20 protein-coding genes and 2 pseudogenes are annotated in these 24664 nt (G+C 59.4%); 4 read left to right on the top strand and 18 right to left on the bottom strand.

Annotated elements, in window-relative coordinates:
- Window positions 1-72: 72 nt before the first annotated feature.
- The gene (locus ACS5PJ_RS21165; protein WP_439436820.1) at window positions 73-1416 is read right to left on the bottom strand and encodes an MFS transporter; all 1344 of its coding nucleotides are present in this window, start codon (window positions 1414-1416) and stop codon (window positions 73-75) included.
- Window positions 1417-1593: 177 nt separating this feature from the next.
- On the opposite strand from ACS5PJ_RS21165, the gene ACS5PJ_RS21160 reads away from it, so the two are divergent.
- Complete coding sequence (locus ACS5PJ_RS21160; protein WP_439436819.1) at window positions 1594-2121, top strand: VOC family protein; 528 nt, start codon at window positions 1594-1596, stop codon at window positions 2119-2121.
- Between the two features lie 279 nt (window positions 2122-2400).
- Here the strand turns inward: ACS5PJ_RS21160 and ACS5PJ_RS21155 are convergent, their stop codons facing one another.
- The 3 genes from ACS5PJ_RS21155 to ACS5PJ_RS21145 form a co-directional block, all read right to left on the bottom strand.
- Window positions 2401-2604, bottom strand: a complete 204-nt coding sequence (locus ACS5PJ_RS21155) for a GntR family transcriptional regulator (RefSeq protein ID WP_439436818.1) — start codon at window positions 2602-2604, stop codon at window positions 2401-2403.
- A gap of 171 nt (window positions 2605-2775) precedes the next feature.
- Window positions 2776-3525 carry an SDR family NAD(P)-dependent oxidoreductase gene (locus ACS5PJ_RS21150; RefSeq protein WP_439436817.1) on the bottom strand — a complete coding sequence of 250 codons (750 nt, stop codon included), beginning with the start codon at window positions 3523-3525 and terminating at the stop codon, window positions 2776-2778.
- On the bottom strand, window positions 3522-4286 hold the full coding sequence (locus ACS5PJ_RS21145; RefSeq protein WP_439436816.1) for an SDR family NAD(P)-dependent oxidoreductase: 765 nt from the start codon (window positions 4284-4286) through the stop codon (window positions 3522-3524). The genes ACS5PJ_RS21150 and ACS5PJ_RS21145 overlap by 4 nt, the downstream gene beginning before the upstream one ends.
- A 205-nt stretch (window positions 4287-4491) precedes the next feature.
- Here ACS5PJ_RS21145 and ACS5PJ_RS21140 point away from each other — a divergent pair, with 205 nt between their 5' ends.
- The 3 genes and pseudogenes from ACS5PJ_RS21140 to ACS5PJ_RS21130 form a co-directional block, all read left to right on the top strand.
- A complete protein-coding gene (locus ACS5PJ_RS21140) occupies window positions 4492-6702 on the top strand; it encodes an alpha-ketoacid dehydrogenase subunit alpha/beta (RefSeq protein ID WP_439436815.1) in 2211 nt (736 codons plus the stop codon).
- Window positions 6703-6766: 64 nt separating this feature from the next.
- Complete coding sequence (locus tag ACS5PJ_RS21135; protein ID WP_439436814.1) at window positions 6767-8023, top strand: dihydrolipoamide acetyltransferase family protein; 1257 nt, start codon at window positions 6767-6769, stop codon at window positions 8021-8023.
- 313 nt (window positions 8024-8336) lie between these two features.
- Window positions 8337-8465 (top strand): annotated as a pseudogene (locus ACS5PJ_RS21130) (transposase); the annotation flags it as partial.
- Between the two features lie 996 nt (window positions 8466-9461).
- Here the strand turns inward: ACS5PJ_RS21130 and ACS5PJ_RS21125 are convergent.
- From ACS5PJ_RS21125 to ACS5PJ_RS21060, 14 genes and pseudogenes are all read right to left on the bottom strand, one after another.
- A complete protein-coding gene (locus ACS5PJ_RS21125) occupies window positions 9462-11171 on the bottom strand; it encodes an acetolactate synthase catalytic subunit (RefSeq protein WP_439436813.1) in 1710 nt (569 codons plus the stop codon).
- Between the two features lie 27 nt (window positions 11172-11198).
- Window positions 11199-12023 carry an SDR family NAD(P)-dependent oxidoreductase gene (locus ACS5PJ_RS21120; protein ID WP_439436812.1) on the bottom strand — a complete coding sequence of 275 codons (825 nt, stop codon included), beginning with the start codon at window positions 12021-12023 and terminating at the stop codon, window positions 11199-11201.
- Window positions 12024-12071: 48 nt separating this feature from the next.
- Window positions 12072-13268, bottom strand: coding sequence for an L-2-hydroxyglutarate dehydrogenase (gene lhgD / locus ACS5PJ_RS21115; RefSeq protein ID WP_439436811.1), 1197 nt, complete (start codon window positions 13266-13268; stop codon window positions 12072-12074).
- A gap of 2 nt (window positions 13269-13270) precedes the next feature.
- Complete coding sequence (locus tag ACS5PJ_RS21110; protein ID WP_439436810.1) at window positions 13271-14245, bottom strand: ornithine cyclodeaminase family protein; 975 nt, start codon at window positions 14243-14245, stop codon at window positions 13271-13273.
- 16 nt (window positions 14246-14261) lie between these two features.
- Complete coding sequence (locus ACS5PJ_RS21105) at window positions 14262-15296, bottom strand: zinc-dependent alcohol dehydrogenase (RefSeq protein ID WP_439436809.1); 1035 nt, start codon at window positions 15294-15296, stop codon at window positions 14262-14264.
- 42 nt (window positions 15297-15338) lie between these two features.
- Window positions 15339-16043 (bottom strand): ABC transporter ATP-binding protein, encoded by a 705-nt coding sequence (locus ACS5PJ_RS21100; RefSeq protein WP_254753236.1) that lies wholly within the window; start codon window positions 16041-16043, stop codon window positions 15339-15341.
- Window positions 16043-16765 carry an ABC transporter ATP-binding protein gene (locus ACS5PJ_RS21095; protein WP_439436808.1) on the bottom strand — a complete coding sequence of 241 codons (723 nt, stop codon included), beginning with the start codon at window positions 16763-16765 and terminating at the stop codon, window positions 16043-16045. The genes ACS5PJ_RS21100 and ACS5PJ_RS21095 overlap by 1 nt, the downstream gene beginning before the upstream one ends.
- Window positions 16765-17817, bottom strand: coding sequence for a branched-chain amino acid ABC transporter permease (locus tag ACS5PJ_RS21090; RefSeq protein WP_439436807.1), 1053 nt, complete (start codon window positions 17815-17817; stop codon window positions 16765-16767). The genes ACS5PJ_RS21095 and ACS5PJ_RS21090 overlap by 1 nt, the downstream gene beginning before the upstream one ends.
- Entirely contained in the window at window positions 17814-18701 is an 888-nt protein-coding gene (locus ACS5PJ_RS21085; protein ID WP_439436806.1) for a branched-chain amino acid ABC transporter permease, read from the bottom strand. Before ACS5PJ_RS21085 ends, ACS5PJ_RS21090 begins: the two co-directional genes overlap by 4 nt.
- An 18-nt stretch (window positions 18702-18719) precedes the next feature.
- Window positions 18720-19985, bottom strand: coding sequence for an ABC transporter substrate-binding protein (locus ACS5PJ_RS21080; RefSeq protein ID WP_439436805.1), 1266 nt, complete (start codon window positions 19983-19985; stop codon window positions 18720-18722).
- A gap of 64 nt (window positions 19986-20049) precedes the next feature.
- Window positions 20050-20814: an SDR family oxidoreductase gene (locus ACS5PJ_RS21075; protein WP_439436804.1), complete on the bottom strand. Its 765-nt coding sequence runs from the start codon at window positions 20812-20814 to the stop codon at window positions 20050-20052.
- A gap of 20 nt (window positions 20815-20834) precedes the next feature.
- Window positions 20835-22286 carry an aldehyde dehydrogenase family protein gene (locus ACS5PJ_RS21070; protein ID WP_439436803.1) on the bottom strand — a complete coding sequence of 484 codons (1452 nt, stop codon included), beginning with the start codon at window positions 22284-22286 and terminating at the stop codon, window positions 20835-20837.
- A 51-nt stretch (window positions 22287-22337) separates the two neighbouring features.
- On the bottom strand, window positions 22338-23555 hold the full coding sequence (locus tag ACS5PJ_RS21065; protein ID WP_439436802.1) for an iron-containing alcohol dehydrogenase: 1218 nt from the start codon (window positions 23553-23555) through the stop codon (window positions 22338-22340).
- Between the two features lie 776 nt (window positions 23556-24331).
- Window positions 24332-24544: pseudogene (locus ACS5PJ_RS21060) on the bottom strand (integrase core domain-containing protein); the annotation flags it as partial.
- Between the last annotated feature and the right edge of the window lie 120 nt (window positions 24545-24664).

Below are 24664 nucleotides of genomic sequence, written 5' to 3'. Positions count from 1 at the left end.
CGGCGAGACGGCCGTATCGCCGGTGCGGCGGACACGTTGCGCCGACGAATTTGGGATTGTTTCGCAAGAGGGTTACATAGCTTTATCCAGTTCACGCAGGTCGATTCCGCGGGTTTCCCTCATCGTCAGCGTCGCGACCAGGGTGCATATGCAAAGTACAACAATGTAGACGCTGAAGATCCAGCCAAGGCCCCAACCTACGAAGAGCTGGTTCAGATATGGTGCGGTGCCGCCAAAGAGCGCGACGCCAAGCGAATAGGCGAAACCGATCCCCCGCGTGCGCATGCTCGTGGGGAAATTTTCGGCCTGCATTGCCGCGAAGATGGAGGACGCCAGCGCCCAAAGGGTCAGTGCAATTGCCTGCGGGATGAACAGGGACCACCAAGTGTCCGAAACCATGGCGGACAGAGGGAACACCAAAACGGAGGAGCTGATGGCGAAGAACAGCACCTGGCGCTTGCGTCCGATGCGGTCCGAAAGCATACCGAACAGCGGCAAGCTGATCAGCGCTACGCCCTGCGCGGACAGACTCATCCAGTAGGCCAGCGACGGGTCCATGCCCCGGCTGGTGATGGCGTACGTGGAAATGTAGCTGCTCCAGGTGTAGTGCACAGCCGTGATGCCTGCAGTGAAAAGGACCATGCGCGTAGCCGTCTTGATGATGCGCGTTCGCGGCCACGCCTTGGCCTCGGCCTGAACCTGCGCCGGCGAGGCGTCTCCTTCCTCGTACACGTCCGACTCGTCCATGTGGCGACGCAACAGCAGGGCGGCGACGGCCAGTACGGCGCCGAGCAGGAACGGAATGCGCCAGCCCCAGTCCATGACGTCTTCTTTGTCAAGTACATCGGTGATGACCGCTCCGAGCAGGTAGGCCAGGATGGATCCGCCGACGATCGCCACGTGGATAACCGAGGACCACAGTCCCCGGCGGTTGTTCGGTGCGATTTCCGCAACATAGGTGGTGGACGTTGCCGACTCTCCGCCGTGGGCGAAGCCCTGGATAACCCGGGCGACAAGGAGGATGACCGCAGCCCAGACGCCCACGCTGTTGTGGGTAGGCATGACGCCGATGACCAAGCTTCCGGCTGCCATCATGAGCATGGTGGTTACAAGTACAAATTTGCGGCCCTTGCGGTCGGCGATCCAGCCGAAGACGACGCCGCCGAGTGGGCGGAAGAGGAAACTGACAGCAAAGATGCCGAGGGTGGCCAGGATTCCGGACGCCGTGTTCGACGATTCGAACATCACCTGGGCGATGAAGGGCGCGAACACCGCATAGGCACTCCATTCGTACCACTCGAGGACATTGCCAACTGTACTGGCGACGAGGGACTTGACCTTGGATCTGGAGGCGGCCCGTGAGGACAGAACCGGGGGCCGGTCCTGGACCGTGGTTGAGGACGGGAAGTCTGACATGGAAGCTCCTGGGGATGGTCACCGACATTGGTGACGTGCATTACGTTGGACTACACTGACATGGCTTGGATCCAGCGACAAACCAAATAGCTACCCATTATCGTCGTTGCACTTCACATTCAGGAATATGGATCCAACACGGAGGGTTTGGCGGCCACGACTCCATGAAGGAGAGCGATGAACAGCGATCAAGGATTGCCCGGGCTTCGGGGCACGGACCACATTGGCCTTACCGTTCCGGACATGGAACAGGCACACGAATTTTTCGTTGGCGTCCTGGGCTGTGTGCGCGTCTACTCGCTCGGGCCGTTTTTGCCCAACGGTAACTGGATGGCCGAGCACCTTAACGTCGACCGGGACACGACGATGCGCGAGATCCGGTTCTACCGGTGCGCCAATGGCTCCAACTTTGAGGTCTTCCAGTATGAGACTCCTGCGCAAAACACCGTGCTGCCGCGCAACAGTGACGTCGGCGGTCACCATCTGGCGTTCTACGTTGATGACCTGGACACGGCGGTAACTTATCTGGAGTCCAAAGGCCTCCGCGTGCTGGGCAGCCCGACGGCCAGCACTGGGCCCAGCTTTGGCCAGCGCTGGGTGTATTTCCTGTCCCCGTGGGGCATGCAATGTGAACTCGTCAGCTTCCCCAACGGTAAGGCCTATGAAAAAGAGGCCACCGTAAGGCTGTGGGACACTCGCGCCTGAGGATCCGAGGGCATTCTCCGAAGAAAATATCCGGGTGGCGGGCCAGTTCCTGGCGCGTTCGCCGGAGGTGCCCATACATCAGCTGCTCGGCTTCTTCGCCGTCGCCGCGCCTGAACGTCTCCACCATCAGCCGGCGTTCGCAGGGCGTCAGTCGGAGTCCATCCCCACCGATCAACTGGGTGTAGGCCCGGGGAATGTTGCGTCGTGTTCCACAGCCGCGCGCCATGGAGTACAGCATTGGCATCTTCGCTGCCCCTTAGCTCTCCAGATAGAAACTGCTTAGCTCTCCAGATAGAAACTGCGGTCCAGCTTTAGATATTGTTCGACATCGTCGGCGGCTTCGATAGTGGCGGCCATTTCCGCCCAACGCGTGATGTCGTCGTCGGTGTAGTTTACGGCCGCCAGCCTGACGAGCACGTCGGATTCCAGGATCCCCAGCGCTTCGCGGACCGGCAGGCGGCTAGCGCCGAATTCCTCGGACACGATTTCCTGCCGTATACGCTGGCCCGGCTGAAGACTAACGCTGAGAATTTCCGGCCCGAAGGCTGTCGGCAATGCGGCGACTAGCAGCCTCTTTTACCGGACTGTGCCTACCGTTCAATGCCATGTCTTTCAGCTTAAGGTGTTCACGACGGAAGAGACGGCATATGCCGCTTAGCCGGCCATGAACAGGCCGCCGTTGACATGGATAGTTTCGCCCGTGATGAAGCTGGAAGCCCCGCTACAAAGGAATGCAGCCACGGCGGCCACTTCCTCGGGCTTTCCATACCGTCCGAGGGGCGTTCCGGTAAGCATGTCAGCCCCCCGGGCTTTGACAAGGTCCGCGACCATAGAAGTCTCGATGGTGCCTGGCGAAATAGCGTTGACCCGGATCCCGGGGCCCACCTCATGGGCCAGACTTCGGGTCAGGGCGATTACGCCGGCTTTGCTGGCCGCATAGTGGCCGTGGTTCTTGCTTCCGCGGTGTCCGGCAACAGATGCGAAATTCACCACTGCCCCGCCCGGACGCACCATGGGGATGGCGGCGCGCAGAAGCTGGAACACACCGTCCAGGTTCACGGACATCACCTGTCGCCATTGGTCGTCGCTAATCTCGACGACCGGGGACTCCGGGTAGATCCCTGCCACGGGAATGACGAAGTCCAATCCGCCGAATCGTGTGCGCGCCAGTTCAAGAGCGGTCGAGATATTAGCCGGGTTGGAAGCATCCCCGGCCACCGCGCAAATCCGCTTGCCAGCCCCAAGCTCTTCGGCCAGTTCCCGCAAGCGGACCTCATGCAAGTCCATCAACACCAGGTGCGCCCCAGCGTCATAAAAGGTCCGGGCTACTTCCTTGCCGATGCCACCGGAAGCGCCGGTGATCAGTGCGACCTTGCCGGTGAAATCGAAATCCATTCTGCTCATGAGTACCAGTTCCCGTCCACGGTCATGCCGCCGTCGACCATGAGCAGATGCCCATTGACGTACGAGGACGCCGGGGTGGACAGAAAGTGAATGGCCTCGGCGATTTCCTCCGGGTCGGCAAAGCGTCCCAGCGGGGTCCGGGCCTTAATCAAGGCGTCGTCAAGCTTGCCTTCGGCCACCAACGTGTCAGTAAGCGCCGTGCGCACATAGCCGGGCCCGACCGCGTTCACGCGGATCCTGTCGGGTGCCCACTCCACGGCCAGTGTCCGTGTCAGTCCCACGATGCCGGCCTTGGCTGTGGTGTAGCTGGCCCGCCCCGGCATGCCGGTCAGCGACGCCACGGATGCCAGGTTGACGATAGTACCGCGGCCGGTCCTCTTCAGCAACGGATACGCCGCCCGACACGAACGCATGGCGCCGGTGAGGTGGATGTCCAGCATGTGCGTGAATTCCTCGTCGCTTACCTGGCTGCTGGGGCCTGGCCGGGCAATCCCAGCCGAGTTGACTACGGCGTCCAGTCTGCCCTCGATTTCTCGGATGCTCTGGAAGCCGGCGAGGACGCTGGCGTTGTCAGCAACGTCAACAACGGCTCCCCGGGCTCGACCACCGAGCTCCGCCAGCGCCTTATCCAAGGCCGGCCGTGCAAGGTCTAACAGCACCGCCGTTCCACCGTCGGCAATCCAGCGCCTGGCCGACTCCAGGCCTATGCCTGAAGCCCCTCCCGTGATAGCAGCAACAGGGGGCCGCAGATTGTTCTTCATTGATGAAACTCCTGTCCAAGTCACGCTGACGTGTATCAATATTGGATCCAATACTACGTCCAGATCCCTTCTTTGGGAATGTTTTGACCAAGATAACGGTTGCATTGGATCCGACTAATAAGTATCGTGGAAACTAGTGACCCGAGTCACCCCGCCCGGATCCTTCGTTCCGGTAGGGCCCCAATACCTTCCGTGGAGAATTCCGATGGCTGAAACAACACCGCTCACGCCCGATGTCGAATGGGTCGAACTGCGCACTAGTGAAGCTGATTGGAAGAAGGCAGACCCTTCGCTACTGAAGACCATGTTGGTGCAGATGCAGATCATTCGTTCTTTCGAGGAGAGCGTCCTTGAGCTCGCCGGTGAGGGTCTGGTGCATGGGCCGGCGCACTCAAGCATCGGGCAGGAGGGCGGCGCCGTTGGGTCTGCGATTGATCTGCGTCCCGGTGACGGTGTCAACGGGACTCACCGAGGCCATCATCAGTTCCTGGCCAAGTCACTTGCCTATCTGGCGCGACAGACGGGCGGGCGTATGGACCCGATTTCTCCTCTCAGAGAAGATGTCAGGAAGTTGCTTCAGCGTACGCTGGCAGAGATTCTCGGACTGGAGCAGGGCTTCAGCCGTGGCCGTGGGGGCTCGATGCACCTTCAGTGGACGGAAGCCGGGGCACTGGGGACGAACGCGATCGTCGGCGGCGGCGTGCCGCTGGCCGCTGGCAATGCCTGGGCGCAGAAGCACGATGGTGCCCGGACCGGTGGAGACACTGACCTAACCGTGACGTATTTCGGTGACGGGGCGACGAACATCGGTTCGGCGCTGGAAACGATGAACCTCGCCGCAGCGTGGAAGCTTCCGCTGTGTTTCTTCATCGAGAACAACCTCTACGCTGTGTCCACGCACGTAGCGGAAGTGACCGGGGAGTCCCGCCTGTCCGGCCGCGGCCCTGGCTTCGGTATCCGGTCCTGGCGGGTTGACGGCATGGACCCCTTAGCCGTGCACCTGGCAATGGAACAAGCCGCCGAACATATGCGCTCCGGCAACGGCCCGGCGCTCATCGAAGCCGAGGTCTACCGCTACTTCCATCAGAACGGCCCCTTCCCCGGCAGTGCGTTCGGCTACCGCAGCAAGGCCGAGGAGAAGTCATGGCGAGACCGTGACCCCATCCTTCGTGTCGCAAAAGAACTCAAGAATCTGGGACACATGGACGCCCTAGCCATCAAGGACATGAACGGGAAAATCAAGAACGCCTGCGACGACGCCGTCGCCGCCCTGACTGAGCAGGACCCCGAAGCCAAGCCCGGCAAACGAAGGATCCGCCCCGAGCTGTGGCCAGATCCCGGTTTCGTTGACGTCGGCGTCCGCGGCGATCTCTCCGAACTCGAGGGGGCACGCACCGAGGAGGAAGCCACGTTCAGCGGTGAGCTCGCCGAGCGCAAATTCATCGACTCGGTCGCTGACGTGATGCACGCACGGATGGACAGTGACAAATCCGTCGTTGTCATGGGCGAGGATGTCCACCGGCTCAAAGGCGGCACCAACGGTGCCACTCGCGGGCTCAAGGACGCCCATCCGGAGAGGATCCTGGGCACCCCGATCAGTGAAAATGCATTCGCAGGGCTCGCCGGAGGTATGGCCATGGACGGGCGCTACAAGCCCGTGGTCGAGTTCATGTACGCGGACTTCATGTGGGTCGCCGCCGACCAGCTTTTCAACCAGATCGGCAAGGCACGCCACATGTTCGGCGGGGAAGGAAAAATGCCGCTGGTCCTTCGTTCCAAGGTCGCAATGGGAACCGGCTACGGCTCGCAGCATTCCATGGACCCGGCCGGCATTTTCGCGACCCAGCCCGGCTGGCGAATCGTCGCCCCGTCCACCCCATTCGACTACGTTGGGCTGATGAACACCGCACTCCAGCTTGAGGACCCAGTCGTCGTCCTAGAGCATGTGGACCTCTACACCAGGAGCGGCGCAGCCCCCGTCAACGACTTTGACTACCAGATTCCCTTCGGCAGGGCCGCGATTCGCCGGGAAGGCAGCGACATCACCGTGCTGACCTACCTGGCTATGGTCCAGCCCGCCCTGGATGCAGCCGCCTACGCCGAGCTCGACGCCGAGATCATTGACCTGCGCTGGCTGGACGCGGCAAGCATCGACTGGGACACTATCGGCGAATCCATCAAGAAAACCAACAACGTCCTGATCGCCGAGCAAGGCGCCCGCGGCACCTCCTACGGCAACTGGCTCAGCGACGAAATCCAGCGACGGTTCTTCGACTACTTGGACCAGCCCATCCAGCGCGTCACCGGGGCGGAAGCGTCGCCGAGCATCTCCAAGGTCTTGGAAAGGGTAGCCTTCGCAGGCCGCGCCGAAATGGACAAGGGTCTGGCCGCTGCCGCCCACAATCTGGGCCGCTAAGGCCTGCCCTTTACCGCTCCTACCTCCCGCCGACCCACGGCTACCCGTTTCTGGAGAAACTCTTATGGCAACATTGCTGAACATGCCGGCCATCCTCGCTGACGCGACCGAGGCTGTGCTTTACAAATGGTTCAAATCCACCGGCGACTCCATCACTGCCGGCGAACCCATCGCTGAAATCGAAACCGAGAAAGCCACCGTGGAAATGGAAGCTGAAGGGGACGGCATCCTCGCCCGGCTCATCGCCCAACCCGGTCAAACGGTCGCCGTTGGCGCCCCCATCGCCGTCATCGCGGCGGTCGGCGACGCAGAGAAGGACATCGAGGCCGTCCTAGCGACCGCTTCCTCCCAACCCGGCGAAGCTCCGACACAGCACGTCAGCGCCGCTTCCGGCCCTGACGTCGACACCGCACGCGTGTTCAGCTCCCCGCTGGCCCGCCGACTTGCCCGTGAACACGGTCTGGATGTATCCGCGCTCAACGGGTCCGGACCCGACGGACGAATCATCCGCCAAGACGTCGAAAGCGTAATCGCGGCGCAGCTCACATCGACGGCCGCAATCCCTGCCCCCGTGCCGGACCAGGTGGCTTCGACTATTCCTTTGGCTGCCACCCCGGCCCCGGTTCGGGGACCCGCTCAGCCGGGCGGTGAAACTATCCCCTTCACCCGCATGCGCCACGCAATCGCACGCCGGCTGACCGAATCCAAAACAAGTGTCCCGCATTTCTACCTCACCCTGGACGTACGCATGGATAACCTGCTCGAGCTGCGCAAGCAGGTCAATGCCACCGCGGTCCGCAAAATTACGGTCAACGACCTTGTCGTGAGGGCAATCGGTCTGGCGTTGCGTGACGAACCGGATGCAAACGTCAGCTTCAACGGCGACAGCATCATCCGGTACAGTCACGCCGACATCTCGGTCGCCATAAGCACTGATGGCGGCTTAGTCACCCCCGTCGTCCGCAGCGTCGATACGATTTCGATAACCGAAATCAGCTCAACCATCGCAGACTACGCCGCACGGGCCCAGACTGGAAAAATCCGCCCCGGCGAACTTTCCGGAGGAACGTTTACCGTCAGCAACTTGGGCATGTTCGGGACGAAAGAATTCACCGCGATCCTCAACCCTCCGCAGGCCGGTATTCTTGCCGTCGGCTCTGCCGAATTACGACCCGTCGTCGTCAACAGAGAACTGACAATCGCCACTGTCATGACCTGCACCCTCTCTGCCGACCACCGGGTCGTGGACGGAGCAGTTGCTGCCCGCCTGATGGCTGCGTTCAAGCAGCGCATGGAGAATCCTCTGTCGATCCTTATCTGATAGGCAGTTTTGGCATTTCTGAACCGATGAAGGCGCCGAACCAAACAGAAAACTCAATGCCTTCCACTCCTCTTGTTGCCGAGAACCGACACCTTGTCTAACAGCCCCGCGGTCCGTGTTGACTCTTAACCGTCGCGCGGCCGGCCACAGCGCGCCGAAGCGACAGCTTCTGACCGACAACATCTTCCTAAGGAGATCGCTTGCGCAGGCCCCTGCTGTCACCATGTCACCCGCCACCGGCGAGTAAGCTGCCACGGAGATCTCGGACTGTGGGCCTTCTTTAAGTGGGGGTCTACCGAAAGTAGAGATCAGCATGACCGCATCACGTAAACGATTTACCCAGGAGTTCAAGGACGACCTGTGCCGCAAGGTGGTAAACACGTCCAAGCCGATCAAGGAGGTGACCACCGCGTACGGTGTCGGCGCCGAGACGCTTCGTAACTGTCACGAAGGGCGTCAGAGGCGCCAGGCCACGCGACCGCTGGCGCTCTCTCGCACAAACCCCGGCGCTGAACCGCACGAATAGTGGCGCTCAAAGCTTCAAATACTCAGGGGTGAAGGACCGCGAGGCCAAACGGCGGCACCGAGGTGGATCGGACGGTCTCGGAGCGAGTCGGGCTGAAGGAGCTCGAGCGTGATTATCCCGGTGTCCAGATCATGCCGAGGTCTGCCTGAACCCATACCTCAGGGCCGGGCAGGTGCTGGAAACGCAATAACTCAGAGGCTTCCAGAAATTCCAGCAGGGTGTCTGCCGGTGAGTAGCGCCCGGGAATAGTGTCCGGCGGTCCGGTCCAGCGCCCATTGCTTGAAACCCAGGTCGGCGTGCAAGTGGGCTTGGGTCGATTCAAGGGATTCGTGGACCAGCCAGAGGCAACTGGTCGCGGTGGCGATGCCGGCAGCGATCCTCCGCATGGAGTTGGTGTGCCTGAGAACGTGCGGGGTCACGGCTTTTGCCGCCAGTGCCGGGCAGGTGGTGGCCGCAGCGGGCGTATGGACGCGGAGCCGTTGCGCGACCGTGTCGGCTGTCAGCGGCCGGCCTCCGCTTGGGCGGTGAAGACCGTGGATACGGGAGCGGCTGACGCTTACCCTCATACCATCACTGACAGCCTGCAGGACCAGGCCGTGGCAGCGTCCAGCGGCGTGATCCGCTCTCGCCCAATACATGGGACGGTCAGCGTATGCCTCGCCAAAACTCTTCTTCTCGCATCTAATGACCCATTGCTACCACCACCACAGCTTCGCCAACCGGCTCGCCGTCCGGACCTCAGTCATGACTACATCGAGTCCTGGTAGAACCGCCAAGGGCCAAAGGCCCGAACGGCCCACCGCCCCCGTCAGCAGCCCTCACACGAACACCCGACGCAAAGCCAAGCAAATGGTATTGCCTTATACAAATCCCGATGCCGGCGACTGACGAGGTACCGGCCACTGATGGGCCCTATCTGATGGTATCCGGGGGGTTGGAGTCCCAGGCTGCAATCGCCGGATAGGAGTCAGCATCCGTGATGACCTCAATGAGGAAGAATTGGCTGCCGCTGAAGGCCGCCTTTAGCGCGGTCTCAAGTTCGGCAGGCGTCGTTACGCGGCTTGCTTGCGCGCCAACTGCGCGGGCAATGGCCGCATGGTCGACTGGCGAGAACGGAATGGCCGTTGTGAATTCCGAAAATGAGTTCAACTCGGCATGCTTTTGGAAGCCCAGGATGGAGTTGTTCAAGAGTACGGACACGATGGGCTGATTGCTCCGGACGGCTGCCTCCATCTCGGCCCACACGTGGCCATAGCCGCCGTCGCCGCTGATACAAACAACACGCTTGTCCGGGAACGCTGCCTGCGCTCCCATAGCCATGGGAAGACCCCACCCCAGGCCGGCAAGGCCGCGAGGAGAGATAAATCTTTGCCCGGCGGACTTGGCTGTTAAGTAGTTGGACATCCACAGAGTCGAGTAGCTGGCGTCGGCTACCGCGATATCATCCGCTTTCAAATGATCATTCAGGACCGACATCACGTACTGCGGCGTGAGTTTGTTTGAGGGTTGGTTCGCGCGAAGCTGCTCCACATCGGCTGCGGCTGCTGTCTTTGCCAGGGCAATCCGCGACGCAGCGCAGGCCCGGCTTTGACCCCGCCGCGTCAGGTCGATTTTGCCCAATTCAGCAATGATGTCCTCCAGACCGAGGCGTGCGTCTCCGACAAGACGGACGGCCTGATAGTTGCGGCCAATCTCGACTCCATCAACATCCAGATGAATGTAGGTTGCATCACGCGGAAACAACTTCCAGGCGTCCGTCCCGTTTTCGTTGGTGCGCGTCCCGACAAACAGCACTACGTCGGCATCTGCCACGAGCGGGCGCGTCAGGTAATTGGGCGCCTTCGCGCCCAGCGCGTTGCCGATAACACCCAGGGAGAGCTCGTGCGTTTCGCTGACAGCGCCCTTCCCCATATTGGTGGTTGCCACCGGGATGCCGCTGAGCTCCTGAAGCTGTCCAAGCGCTTTTACTGCACCGGACAGATGGACGCCTCCGCCGGCCACAATCAGCGGCGAAACCGCTTCTGCCAGCAGTTTGGCTGCCTCGACGACGCGGGCGCCGTCGGGACGGGAGCGATCCAGCGGAAATCCTCCCATCTGGGAAGTCCGGGCAGTAACTTCCGTCTGCTCAACATCCATTAAAAGTACGTCCCGCGGAACCAACAACGCCACGGGGCCAGGACGTCCGGTCGTGGCGATCGTAACAGCCATGTCAACGTAGTCGTTGATCCGCGTCGGATCATCCAGTTGCTTCACCCATTTGGTGCAAGATGCAAAGAGTGCCACATGGTCAAATTCCTGGAAGGCATTCCGGCCGCGTTGGCTGACAGGTACTTCTTGGACAATGGCGATGACCGGTGAGGACGCTTTCATGGCCTCCGCCAACGGGGGTACGAGCAAAGTTGCGGCGGGGCCGTTCTGCGCTCCCACCAGGGCAATCCGGTTTGACACCCGCGCGAAGGCATCTGCCATGGCTCCGCCAGCGTTCTCAGTGCGGTACGGGATCTGGCGGATGCCGGCTTTCTCGGCGGCCAGAAAGAACGCCGACGGCAGGGACTGCCCAAAGACGTCGGTCACTCCGTGCCTGCGGAAGGCGGCGACCATTATTTCGGCAACTGTGGGCATAGCGTGCTCCTTATGAGTATAGAAAATTTACGGTCGTGACGTAGCAAAATTCAGGGCGCCGCCGTCGACGACAAGGATCTGGCCGGTGACGTAGCGAGACGCACCCCCTGCGAGGAATTCGATAACACTGGCGCATTCTGCCGGAGTCCCAATTCGTCCCAGCGCCACATTTTTGTGGATTCTTTCTTCGCCCATCTCGGCGAAAACCGTACTCAGACGTCCGGTGGCTATGTAGCCGGGTGCCACGACGTTGACTCGGATGCCCCGCGGCCCCAGTTCGTTAGCAAGGAAGCGTGAGTAGTGGGCAACCGCTGCTTTTGCGCTTCCATAGGCCGAGAACATGGGTTCCACCGCGGCTTCCCCCGCCTGGGACCCGACATTGATAATGCTGGATCCTTGTTCCATGAGCGGAATCGCAAGCTGACAGGCCAGGACCGTGGTGACGAAGTTCCGCTCCATGTTCTCCCTCAGATCGCTGATCGGGAGGGTGCTGGGCAGCGTGTCGGCCCCCGCTGAATAGCTGCCACCGCCCACGTTGTTGACCAGTACATCGATCCCGCCCCATTCAGAGCGGATGGACTCCATCACATCAGCCATGCCGTCCTGGTCAGTGGCATCAAGCTCGTAGCCCAGGGCAGCCCTGCCCAAATCCTGGATTTCCCCGACGACGGTGTCGTTTTTCATGTCGTCTGCTTCAGGCTGAAAGTCGCGATAGGAGTGCAAATTAATGTCCGTAACGGCAACGTCCGCGCCGGCCTTGGCAAGGTGCAGTGCATAGTTACGCCCCAGACCGCGGCCGGCACCGGTCACAAGAATGCGCTTGCCGGCCAGGCCGGTATTTTCCCTTGACATATGGTTTCCTTCAACTCGCCGGATCGGTGCCGATTCGGCACCCAATTCCTAGGACCTGACAAAGATGTACTTATCTAGAACATAATCAGCTATGGACATTGCGGCCGTCGCTGCGGGGGAAGGCGCATTCCTCAGCAGCGTGACCGGTCCTACCTGGTCCACCGCAAAGTCATCCAACAGTGAACCGTCCGCACTCCAGGCCTGCGCCCGAACTCCGGCCGCTGTTTTGGACGTAAGGTCGGACAGCTGTAGTTCGGGGATGAATCTCTGCGCCTCCTTGTAGTAAAGAGGCTTGATCAGGGACGAAGCGATCTCCTTTATCCCCATCCGCCAGTGCTGCTTTGCCAGCGCGGGCGCACCTGGCCAGGAGAGCGAATCCCAGGTGTCCTTCACGGAAACTTTCGCCCAGCTGTAGCCTTCGCGCGCCATCGCCGGCACAGCGTTCGGGCCAACGTGGATATCGTCATACACCCCGCGGGTGAAGTGCACTCCAAGAAAGGGAAACCGTGGATCCGGCACTGGATAGATCATTCCCCGGACGAGATGCTGCTTTGCGTTTGCCAGACCCCAGTATTCGCCACGGAATGGCAGAATCTTGGGGCTAGCCGGAGCTCCGATCAGGCGGGCAACGACGTCGGACTGCAGGCCCGCGCAAACGATGAGCCGATCAAAGGAAAGCTCCGCGGCGGTAGTGGTAACCCTGACCTTTCCTGCCTGCTGGACAATAGCAGTAACCTCGTGCCCCAGAAGGATGCTGCCCCCGCCCTTCCGCACATCCTCGGCCATAGCCTCAGTAATAGAGGCATAGTCGACGACCGCGGTACGGGGAGAGTGGATGGCGGCAACCCCGGCCACGTGAGGCTCGACATCCTTCATCTCCGCAGCGCTCAACCGCCGAAGCCCGGGAACTCCATTCGCAACAGAACGGGCCTCAATGGCGTCGAGATAGGGAGTCTCCTTGTCCGTCACGGCAACGACCAACTTCCCGACCTCGCGGTAGGGGAGCTTTTTCTCCTGGCAATACTCTTTGGTCAGCTCCCGTCCCGTGGAACAAAGGCTCGCCTTCAAGGAACCTGGTGCGTAGTAGAGCCCCGCGTGCACGACTCCCGAATTACGGCCGGTTTGATGCATGGCCACACGGTGTTCCTTTTCCACCACAGTGACCATCAGGCCACGTTCCGCGAGGGCCCGGGCTATGGCAATCCCGACGATACCTCCCCCAATGATGCCGATGTGGTCCGTCACAACTACCGTCGTCCTTCCGTAATACCGCCTGCAATCGGCAGCTTTGTCCCGGTGTTTTTCGCCGTGGCCTTCTCGAAGACAATGCGTGCGAGAGCTGTGTCCCAAGAGCCTGCCCCTTGAGACACAAAGACGGTAATCTGGGCGTCGGAGGTGCGTCCGGACTTCTCGCCCGCGACAATGTCGCCTAAAAGCCCCACGTTGTCCCATGTGATTGCGCCTTCGGCGACGGCCCGCCGCAGCGTTCCACCTTCAATCTTTGCCTGCTCCCGGTCATCGGTGACAAGTAAGTCCGCCGCCGCCAATACAGCTCCAGACGCTTCGCGGTTCTGCGGGTTATTTGATCCCGCGAAAATGTAGTGCGTTCCAGCTTTGATATGCCGTTGTTCAACCAAAGACTCTTTGGACGACGTCATAGTGGCAATAATGTCCGCCCCCTCAAGTGCGTCGTCGATTGTGTGCTTGGCCACGACCTCGACGGGAAACTTTTCTGCGAAGCGTTTCGCGAAATCCTCAGCCTTAGAAAAGTTCCGGCTGAATACTTGGACGGTTTTGATCTCCGTGGACCGGACAATCGCTTCGGCCTGGGTCCAAGCTTGATACCCGGAACCGATTAGGCCCAGCACCGTCGCGTCCTTTCGGGCAAAGAAACGCGCAGAGATTCCGGAGGCGGCGCCCGTGCGCAGCTGACCGATGCGGTCGGCTTCCATCAAAGCGTCACAGTCTCCATCAGCGGAGAACAGGAGCAGCCAGAATTTGGCGGACCCCCCACCCGTGACGTAGATTTTCGCAGCCAGGCTGTTCACAGGGCCGACCGCGCCGCCCAAGAGGTTCAGGTTCATTCCGTTCAGGGCTGCCCGTGAGCGAATGGCGTTATGCACCGTTCCACGGCCCTGGCCTGCCAACGCGGTTTCGACGGCCTGGAGAGCGTCGTCCATGTCTGCCAATTCGGAAACATCGTGTTCTGATAGAAAAATCATGCTATTACCCCTAAAGTCATCTTCTTGTGGTCGTCCAGTCAGCGACAACGACAGCCTTGATGACCGTCGTTTGCTCGGTAGCTTCTACCGCCGCCAGTACGCTTTCCATTGGGAATTCTGTAACCATCGAGGCCAGCCGTTCCTGGTTGGCCAGCAAAAGTTCTGTTGCGGCCCCGTAGTCACCGCGTGTGTAGCCGTAGGTCCCCTGGAGCCGCGCCTCGCTTCGCACCAACTGGTTCACGTCCAGGTGCGGAAGTACGCCGAAGAGTCCGGGAACGACAATCGTGCCACCGCGGCGGACGAGCGTAACGGCGGTTTCAAGAACAACGGCAGCACCGGTGGCCTCTATCCAGGCATCTATGGGGCGTCCGTTTCTTGTTCCCTCGATGCCTTCGTGGCCGCGGACAGTGGCAAAGCCCAGTTGCGACGCAAAGTCCAGTCTCGTCTGGGAGCCTTCCAGCGGTCCTACGAGCTCTACATCGGCGCCTAGCTTTTCGGCGAAAAGGCCGCACAGTAGTCCAACGGGTCCAGGCCCCGAAACAATGATCCGTTGGCCCTGCAGATTTTCGCTCAACTGCCGGACGGCGTGTATGGCGACGCCAGTGGGTTCAACAAGAGCAGCCATTGACGAGGAAAGTTCGTTGTCAATGGTCACCGTCCTGCCAGCATCGAGGACAAAGAAATCCGCAAGAGCGCCGTCGAAGGACAGCCCGAGGCAGTCCCGCTGCGGACAGAGTTGCGGCGTTCCGCCGGCACAGACGGAGCAGTTGAGGCAACCGTCTATGGCCAAAGGAACGACGCGCTCGCCAATCCGTGTGCTGCTGACATCCGGTCCTACCGCATGGATTATGCCAACAGCTTCGTGTCCCAGTACCACTCGTTCCGGCAGCCACTCGTATCCGGCATGGCTGTTAACAGCATGGATATCGCTTCCGCACAGTCCTACAGCCTCCGTCCGGATAAGCACCTGTCCCGGCCCCGGCATGGGAAGGGGAACCTGCCTAAGGGCTATGTCCCCCTTCTTCCGGCTTTGCTTCAAGAACGCCGTCATTTGTGTGCTCATGCTGCTGCGGACCCATTTCCGAGAGTAGTGTCAATGGCCCAGATACGATTCGCGAACGAGAGAACTGCTGAGCAGTTCCTGGACAGGTCCTGATACACGCGTCACACCGCCATCGATGATGAACCCGTGGTCGGCGACGGCCAGCGCATTCTGCACATGCTGCTCAACGAGGAGCACGCACATGTTTCCCGTCGCAATCTCCTGGACCAGCGAAAACATTTGTTTCACGATTATCGGCGCCAATCCCAAGGACATTTCGTCGATCATTAGCAACTTGGGCTCCGACATGAGACCGCGCCCGACGGCTACCATTTGTTGTTCTCCACCGGAAAGCAGCCCTGCGTCCTGAAAGCGGCGCTCCCTTAGCTTGGGAAAACGGTCATAGATCCCGTCCAACCTGGCTGTTGTCTTTCGGTCCTTGCGCTTGCTGTAACCCCCGAGGATGAGATTGTCCTCCACACTGAGAGTCCCGAAGAGTTTCCGCCCTTCAGGAACGTGGACGATGCCCAGGCCAACACGGTCCTGGGGCGACGCCGCCGTAATGTCCTCCCCTTGGAAGTGCACAGTTCCGCTCGCGGCCGGCACGATTCCGCTAATTACCCGAAGGGTGGTGGACTTGCCGGCCGCGTTGGGTCCGAGCAGTGCCACTATGCCGGATTTTCCGAGGGTGAGATTTACGTTTTCCAGAGCCTGTGCGTCGCCGTAGAAGGCGGAAATGTTTCTTACATCCAGCATTAGTCTTCCTTACCCAGATAGGCTGCTATGACCTTCGGATCGTTCACAACTTCATTGGGCAGGCCCTCCGAGATCACCACTCCGTGGTCCAGGACAAGGATCCGATCCGAAACTTCCATGACTGCCGACACGAGGTGCTCAATCATCAAAATCGAAACGCCGCGGTCCCTGACTTTCGCGACGAAGGGAAGGACGTCGATAACCTCGCGGCTGTTCAACCCTGCAAGAACCTCGTCCAGAAGCAGGAGCTTCGGCCCCGTTGCCAGTGCACGTGCGACTTCGACACGTTTGCGTTGGGCCAGAGTCAGGCTCTCCGCCGGCTTGGGCGCCAGGCCGCCGATGCTAAGTTCCTCCAATAGCTCGGCCGCCCGCTTGCGCGCCGTCTTGACGCTCGCATCATTGACCAACAATGGCACCATGACATTTTCCGCGACTGTCATACCCTTGAACGGTCGAACCACTTGGAAGGTACGGCCAATGCCGCAGCGGGCGCGGCTGGCCGTGTCCAACCTAGTGATATCGTCGCTGTCAAATTCCACTGTTCCGGAGTCGGGGAAATGCATCCCGGAGATAAGGTTGAAGAAGGACGTCTTTCCAGCTCCGTTCGCTCCGATAAGGCCAATAATTTCCCCGTGTTTCAGTTCGAGGGAGACTCCGCCGACTGCCTGAACGCCGCCGAATCGCTTCGAGACGTTGTCCACCTTCAAGAGGGTGCTGTCCATTAGCTGTGCCTTCCTGCAGTAGTGGAAACGTGGTCGTCGTCGGCTATCTCCTCCGTTGATCCGTCTTCGCTGTCCCCACTGCCTGCGCTCCGTTCCGCCGGACGGAACCGGCGGTAGAGCTTGGTGAAACCCGCAACGATCCCGCCGGGCATCACACGCACCATAACGATGAGGACAACGCCGTAGATCACGAAGTTCAGGCCCTGAGTGGCGCCCGAGAACGTGGTCCGCAGCCATTCACCCAGGGGTGTCATGAGGAGAGCTCCGACTATCGGGCCGAGCAGCGTCCCCATGCCGCCGATGATCCCGTTCAACGCCGGCTGAATGGAATACAGAGTTGCTGAAAAGTTGGTCTCTGGCTCTATAACGAAGAAGTACATGGCAGTGAACGCGCCGAATGCCCCAGTAAGTGCCGCGCTGATGACGAGCGCGGTCAGTTTGAGTCGCGGGGTCCGAACGCCCAGGGCGCGAACGGCATCTTCATCGGAGGCTACAGCCCGAAGGTGGTAGCCCATCTTCGAATGATAAATCCAGACGGAGATGCTGATGGCGATCAACGTCATAAACAGAACAATGTAGTAATACGGCTGACGCTCCTGGAATGAAAGAAGAGCCCAGCCCTCGGCAGGAGGAGTCGTGATGCCCACCGAACCGTTGGTTAGACCGACCCAGTAGATAGCAATCAGGCGAAGCACCTCCACAAACGCCAGCGTGGAAAGCGTGAAGAACGGTCCGCGCAGGCGCAAAAGCGGAATTGCCAGGCATAACGCCCCGATGCCTGCCGTCAACATTGCGGCAAGAATCCCGAGCCAAGGATTGATATTGAGGTTCACGTAGAGAAGTGCCACTGTGTACGAACCAATCCCGAAAAAAGCGGCATGGCCAAGTGAAAGGATGCCCCCAAAGGCGAGAATGTTCCAGGCGACAGTAATTCCTACGTAGATAAAGATCATGACGCAGATGTGAAGGACGAATTGATCGGCAATGAACAAGGGCAACAGTGCGGCGATAGCGACGGCGCCAATAGACAAGAGGTAATGAATCTTTTTCATTTCAAACCAACTTCCGCATTGCTGGCAGAACCGCCGAAGATGCCCTGAGGACGGGCGAGTAGCACAATGATGAAAACCACGAAAACAGCCACAAGCTGCAGTGCCGGATCAATATATGTGCCCACCAGCGTCTCAACCGCGCCCAGGAACAGCCCTCCAACCAGCGATCCGACCATGTTCCCGAGGCCGCCGAGGACAACGACGACGAAGGCCAAGAGCGTGAAGTGTGCACCTGCCAGCGGGAATACCGAGTGGAACGGCGCGATGAGAACCCCGGCGATGGCGGTTATGGCTGTTCCCAGCCCCATTGCAACCAGATAGTAGTTCTTCACCGGAATTCCGATAAGCCCGGCGGTTTCGCGGTCTTCGGCGAGTGCCCGTAGCACCTTGCCGATCAGGGTTTTTTTCATGACGTAAAACAGCACAGCGACCAGTACCAGCGCCACCACAAATGCGGTGATACGGCCGTACGTTGCGCTGACACCGAAAACCGTCACATTCTTTTCCCCCCACGGAAACTGGGTGCTGCGAAACTGACCGCCGAAGAGCACAAGTGCCAAGTTCTGCAGCAGGATCGACAATCCCAGAGTGACGAAGATCTTCATCGTTGGAGACGAGTTCTGCATGGGTTGCAAAATGAATCTCTGCAGCGCCATTCCGAACACAAACATCAGTGGCGTGATAATGAAAATAGATAGATACGGGCTCAGGTTCCAGGCAGACCACATCCAAAACGTGGCGTACATCGCCATCATCACGAATTCGCCATGAGCAAAGTTGATGATCTTGACAACCCCAAAGATCAGGTTCAGCCCGACCGCTATTAGTGCATACACGCCGCCCAACAGCAGACCTGCCACGAGCGCTTGCAGAAAGAGACTCATTTTGTCCTTCGATGGCGGTCAAACGCCGAACGGCGTGACGATTTCCGGTTCACGAACGGCGGCTTCCGGCGGCCAAACAGTTTCGAGCTTTGTGCCCTTCCACTGCATGATGTACACGTCGGAACGCTCGTTCTGATTTTTGTCGTTAAGTTCAAAACCCCATCCTGCTGCGGTCTTGCCCTTGTCCAGCTTGAAAGACGTCGCAGCCTTGCGGAACTCGGCCGGATCGTCCTTTCCACCTGATTTCTCCAGAAGGTCAAAGAGCAGGTTCGCACCGGTAAAGTTCGCCAGGGCATGCCCGGAGGCAGGGAGACCCTGGTATCGCTCTTTGTATTTGGATGTGAAGTCCTGAATGCCTGGAGTGAACTTTTCATTGACGTAGATCTGGGTGAAGTCAACATCGAAGATTCCGTCGGCCGCGTCACCCAGTGCTTCATGGAAACTCTTCAAGCTGTGGCCTCCGCCGGTTCCAATAAAGGCACCCAGTTTAAGTCCGTTATCCCGAATCTGCCGGCCGAGAAGGACCGCGTCCGCCGCATATGAGACCGCCATGACAATGTCAGGCGACTTATCCTTCATCCTCAAGACGGTCGATGAAAGGTCAGTGGATTTGGCGTTGTAAGGCTCCGTGGAGAAATTCACTAGCCCGGCCGTAGCGGCGTCCTTTTTGGCGTTCTCAGCGACGGACTGCCCGTAAGCCGAGTCTTCGTGGGCAAGGATCACTTTGAGATTTGACACCGGCTTGCCCAGCTTTTCCGAAAGGTATTCGCTGATGAACCTCATTTGCATCTTTGTGAAGTCCCCTGCGGACGGGTTGAAACGATAGACGTTCTCATAGCCTCGGGCTGTAATTTCCTCGGACACCGCGCCCAGTTCGACGAAACTCCTGCCTCCCCGGGCAAACACTTCCGAAGCAGCGAGTGAGAGCGCCGAAGAGTAGGAGCCGATCGCCAACTTGACGTCCGGGCTGGATGCCAGGCGGCGTGATTCCGAGGTAGCAGCGTTGACATCCGGAATGTCCGCGAACTTCAGTTCAATTTTTCTTCCTGCGACGCCGCCGGCCGCGTTGCGCAGATCCGTTGCGATCTGTACTCCCCGCCAGGATTCTTCTCCGAGCAGCGCGAGGGGTCCCGACACAGGGAAGAACGCCCCGATTTTAAGAGTTGTCTCTCCAGCAGATGCTGTGGCACAGGCTGCCAGCGTTGGAACCGCTGCTATACCGATAATACCGATTCCCGAGAGCCTCATGAACTGCCTGCGGTCCACGTTCATACCTTTTGCCATTTTTCCTCCACTTTTACTAACGAGCGTAAATAAGACAATGCGCAGAAATTCCTGTTTATTTTTCCTAGCTGGCTGTCCATCCGCCGTCTACCATGAGCATTTGCCCCGTGATGTAACCGGATGCCGCAGACGCCAAGAAGATGGCGGCTCCAATCAGGTCTTCCGGATCTCCGAATCTATTCATCGGTATCCGATCAAGCATTCTCTGCTTCCTTGAGCCATCCTTGAACGCCGCTTCCGTTAGTTGAGTGCGGAAGTATCCGGGGCCGATCCCGTTTACGCGAATTCCTCTCGGCGACCACTCACTGCTTAGACTTCGCACCACGCCGTAAACACCGGATTTGCTAGCCGTATAGGCGACGACATCGGGAACAGAGAGATGGCTCGTTAGTGAGCCGATGAAGATGTGGCTGCCCTGCTGCCCGCTTTCCAACTGGCGGCGGCCAATCTCCTGACTCAACATGAAGGGAGCTGTGAGATTCACACTCATAATCCGGTCCCATTCAGCAACAGGAAAGGTTTCCGCCGCCTGGCGGTGCTGTACTCCCGCGGCATGGACAACTATGTCCACCGAACCGCCGAGCTGCTCTTCCACCGCGTCGAGGAGACCGGGAATGGCATCGGTATCCGCAACGTCGGCTTCAAAGGGAAAGGCATTGGCCCCGATCTCCGCCGCCGCGGCCGTCACTTCCCCGCGAGTCCTGGAGATGAGGGCGGTATGGGCTCCCGCGGCAGTCAAGCCGCGGGCTATGGCTTGTCCCAGGCCCCTGCCGCCGCCGGTCACGAGTGCCCTTTTTCCCTGCAGCGAGAACATGTTTAGCTCTGTCACAATAGTCCTTTGTTAGTCCGCTAGTGCGTTCTGATGGCGACGGTTTTGGTCCGACTGTAGAAATTCAGCGCCTCGGTGCCCTGTTCCTTGAACGCAGAGCCGGACTCTTTGAAGCCACCAAACGGGTGATGAATATCCCATCCCGTGGTTGGCTGGTTTACTGATACCTGCCCGGTGTCGACGCCCTCCACGAACTGAAAAGCCCGTGCAAGATCTTTGGTGAAGACCGCACTTGAAAGGCCATACGAAGAATCGTTGACGGCTTCAATGGCCTCCTCGGGCGTATCCACCACAATCATCGAAAGCACCGGCCCGAAAACTTCCTCGCGCCAGATAGAGCTGTCCCGAGCGATCCGCAAAAACGTAGGCTGCACAAACGACCCCCCGGATTCAAGCTCGCGCGCCGCGGCGGAGACGGCTAGCACTTGCGCACCCTCCGCTATCGCTTTCGCGACATGTTCCTGAACGTCCCGCTGGGCTTCCCGTGAAACAACCGGCCCCAAATCCGCTCCCGGAATGTTGCCCGCCGCTACGCGCAGTGCCCGAACGGCCGTGTTGACTTTCTCTACAACCTCCGTTTCAACGCCGCGTTGAACGATCAGCCGGCTGGTCGCAGTACAGCGTTGACCGGCTTGGGCAAACGCACCTGCGACAATTGCGGGCACGGCGAGGTCAAGGTCAGCGTCTTCCAGCACCACTGCTGCATTCTTTCCGCCCATTTCCGTCTGCAACCGAACACCGGTCCCAGCGAGTCTGCGTTGCAGTCCGAGGCCGACTTCCGTTGATCCGGTGAAGGAAACGGCTTTGATCGCGCCATACGAAAGTAATGCATCGCCAATGTCTGAACCACGACCTGTTACGGTTCCGAGAACGCCCGCCGGCACGCCCGCGTCGTGCAGGATTTCAGCCAGTTTCAGGGCGATGACGGGTGTTACTGTTGCCGGCTTGATCACGACTGCATTGCCTGCCAGGAGGGCTGGCGCCATCTTGCGAGCCGGGGTCAGCAGGGGATCATTCCATGGCGTGATAAGCAGGACGACACCAACGGGCTCCTGGATCTGGCTGGCGAAAGTGTTAGGCCTTCCATCGGGAAGGTAATCTCCGAACGATGCCCGCGCGAGCCCTCCGTAATACTCAAAAAACTCCGCGGACTTTCCGACTTCGCCAGTTGCTTCCGCCTGGGTCTTACCCATTTCGGCTACGATCACATCCACGAGCTCGCTGCAGCGGGCGCGGATGAGCCTTGATGCCTCAATGAGAATGCGACCACGCTCAAGATGGCCGGTGCCCTTCCACACCTTCGCTCCCGCCTCTGCAGCCGAGAAGACAGAGTCGAGGTCGTTAGGAGTCATTGCAGGAACTTGAGCAATAAGTGCATCGTTGGTTGCGGGGTTTGTAACGTCAATTGTCCCGCCGGCTGCAGCGTCAGCAAAACCGCCATTCACCAGGTTCTTGACCAGTCCGTACGTCATTTCTCAATACTCCTTAAACCATTTCCGGTTGACACCATTCCGGCTTGGGACTCACTGGACGTTGCTGTAGGCAGTCGATTTTGCAAGACCAAACGCGGCCGGCAAGTCGCCGGTACGCATTGCTGTCAAAAGTTCTGCTAGTTTCGCCTCGTCGAGCAGAACAGGATTTGTTGGACGGGGGTATTCCGCAACGCAGCGGGCCGCCATGACGGCTTCAGTACCCGTCGGAATCATGGCTTCGTCCAACGTCGTGGGCAGGCCCAGCCGCCTCGTTAGTTCCTGTATCCACCGTGCGGCATCAGAAAGCTCAATGCTGCTTCCCCCCGTGATGACGGAAGCCAGGGTCGAAGCAAGTCCTGGATCCAGAGTCCGGTTATAGGCAATGCAGTAAGGTAACGCGAGTGCGCACGACATGCCGTGCGGCATGGGCCGCTCATGGGCCAGACAGTAGGCCAACGAATGGCCTACCACTACGCCAGCGTTAAGTGCTTGGCCGGCCAGATGCGATCCCCACAAACAATTCGCCAACGCCTCCTGATCCCCATTGAAAGCGTTCTCAAGGTTCGCCGCGAGCAACTCGATAGCCCGGAGTGCGTGGTGGGCGGACAGAACGGATGTCGTTGTCGCCATGAGTGATTCGACCGCATGGGCCAAGGCATCCATGCCGGTGGCAGCGATGACGCTCGTGGGCAGTGATGCAACGAGGTCTGGATCAATAATGGCCACGGAGGGAACGTAAAGAGCGCATGAGGAGACTCTCTTGGAGCCTGCAACGGTCACCATGGCAACCCTTGTCGCCTCAGCACCGGTCCCGCAGGTCGTTGGTATGAGCACTAATGGAGCAACGCCGTTGGGCGGCTCAACAACGCCCAGCCAATCGGCGGATTTTCCTTCATTGCAAAGGAGCAGTGAGACGATCTTTGAGGAATCGAGTACCGACCCGCCGCCCATGCCAATGACCACCCGCACATTGGCGTTGCGGGCCATCTCTGCAGCGGCATCAACAAGCTCGCTGGATGGCTCGCTGCCGAAGCCGCTTGCTACGGTCACCTCGTAGCCATTGTCTTCGAGATCCCGAATGAGCTCATCTGCCAGGCCCGTGTTGAGTACGGCATCATCGACCGCCACTAGAACACTTCCAGCGGTGATCTTTAGCTGGGATTGCAGAACAGACGCGATCTTGCTCGAGCTTCCGCGGCCACCAATAACCACGGCTGGAGCGAGGAACGTCGAGACAGAATCCGTGCCCGGCCACCAATGTTTGGACATCTTCGTCACCTTCTAATTGGATACAATTCCTAGTACATAACCACAGAGTGTGACGCACGTCAATACCTGAACTCGGCTGGGCAAGGTCGGAATCTTGTCGATTCGAACGCTCAACCAATCCACTCGAACCGGATTTTTGCCCAGATATCCGGGGTTTTCAGTAGCTACTGTTGAGTAGAACATCAACTGGCGACCGACAAAAATTTCGATGGACTGCAGAGAGCGCGTCCCGGGCTAAATTCCTAGTGGATCCGATCTGATCAAAAACCGACTATTGGCGGACAGGTTGCAATTGAAGCGAACCCGCGCCAAAACGAGGAGAAACCCCGATGCCCAACTCGTGATTCCGTCGCGTTTTCCGGTTGACTTGGCGTTCTCATCGGGCTGGTCGCTTAGAGGCTGGTAACCACGGATGGTGAGTCTCGACGTTTTATTGGGCCCAACGTCTGAACAACCGGGTGGACTTGCCGGGGCCGCAGTATGTTAAGTCGAACGAGCACCAACACTGCGGGTTACTCACTTAGTAGGCTCTGAGATCAAATCGCTGTGTTTTTGACGACGGTCACGCGACTAGGGCGTGTCTCCCAAATAGGCTGGCAGTTGGCTGGAAAACTTGGGTGACTATCTCGTTTCCAAGTCTTTGCCGATGATCAGTGGGCCCGCGTTGAGCCGTTTCTGCCCAGTTCCGACGGCCAGCACGGCCGCGCGTTCCGGAACCACGCCAGGTCGTGGAGGGCATCGCCTGGGACTGGCCCGGCTTCTGTTGACTCGGGGTCTTAGGCCGCTGTGAGCGCGGTCCGGTTGATTGTTTCATATTCGATGGGCGTGAGTTTGCCCAGCCGTCTTTGCCGTCGCCGGCGGTGGTAGGTCCTTTCGATCCAAGTCGTGATGGCGAGCCGGAGTTCCTGCTTGGTGAGCCACCGCTGACGGTCCAGGACGTTCTTCTGCAGCAGCGAGAAGAACGATTCCATCGCGGCGTTGTCCGCGCATTATCCGGCTAATATGCCGGGATGCCGGGGATTGGCCGGTTAAGGATTTAGCTGTTTCGGGTGGTCAGTTTCCGGAGCTGTTCTTCGTGGCGCCTCACGCTGGTGGCGAGGGTGTCGAGT

It is taken from the genome of Pseudarthrobacter cremeus (assembly GCF_051857465.1).
Lineage (GTDB): Bacteria > Actinomycetota > Actinomycetes > Actinomycetales > Micrococcaceae > Arthrobacter.
The sequence above is the reverse complement of the archived record's forward strand: the minus strand, read 5'-3'. Positions and strand labels throughout refer to the sequence as shown.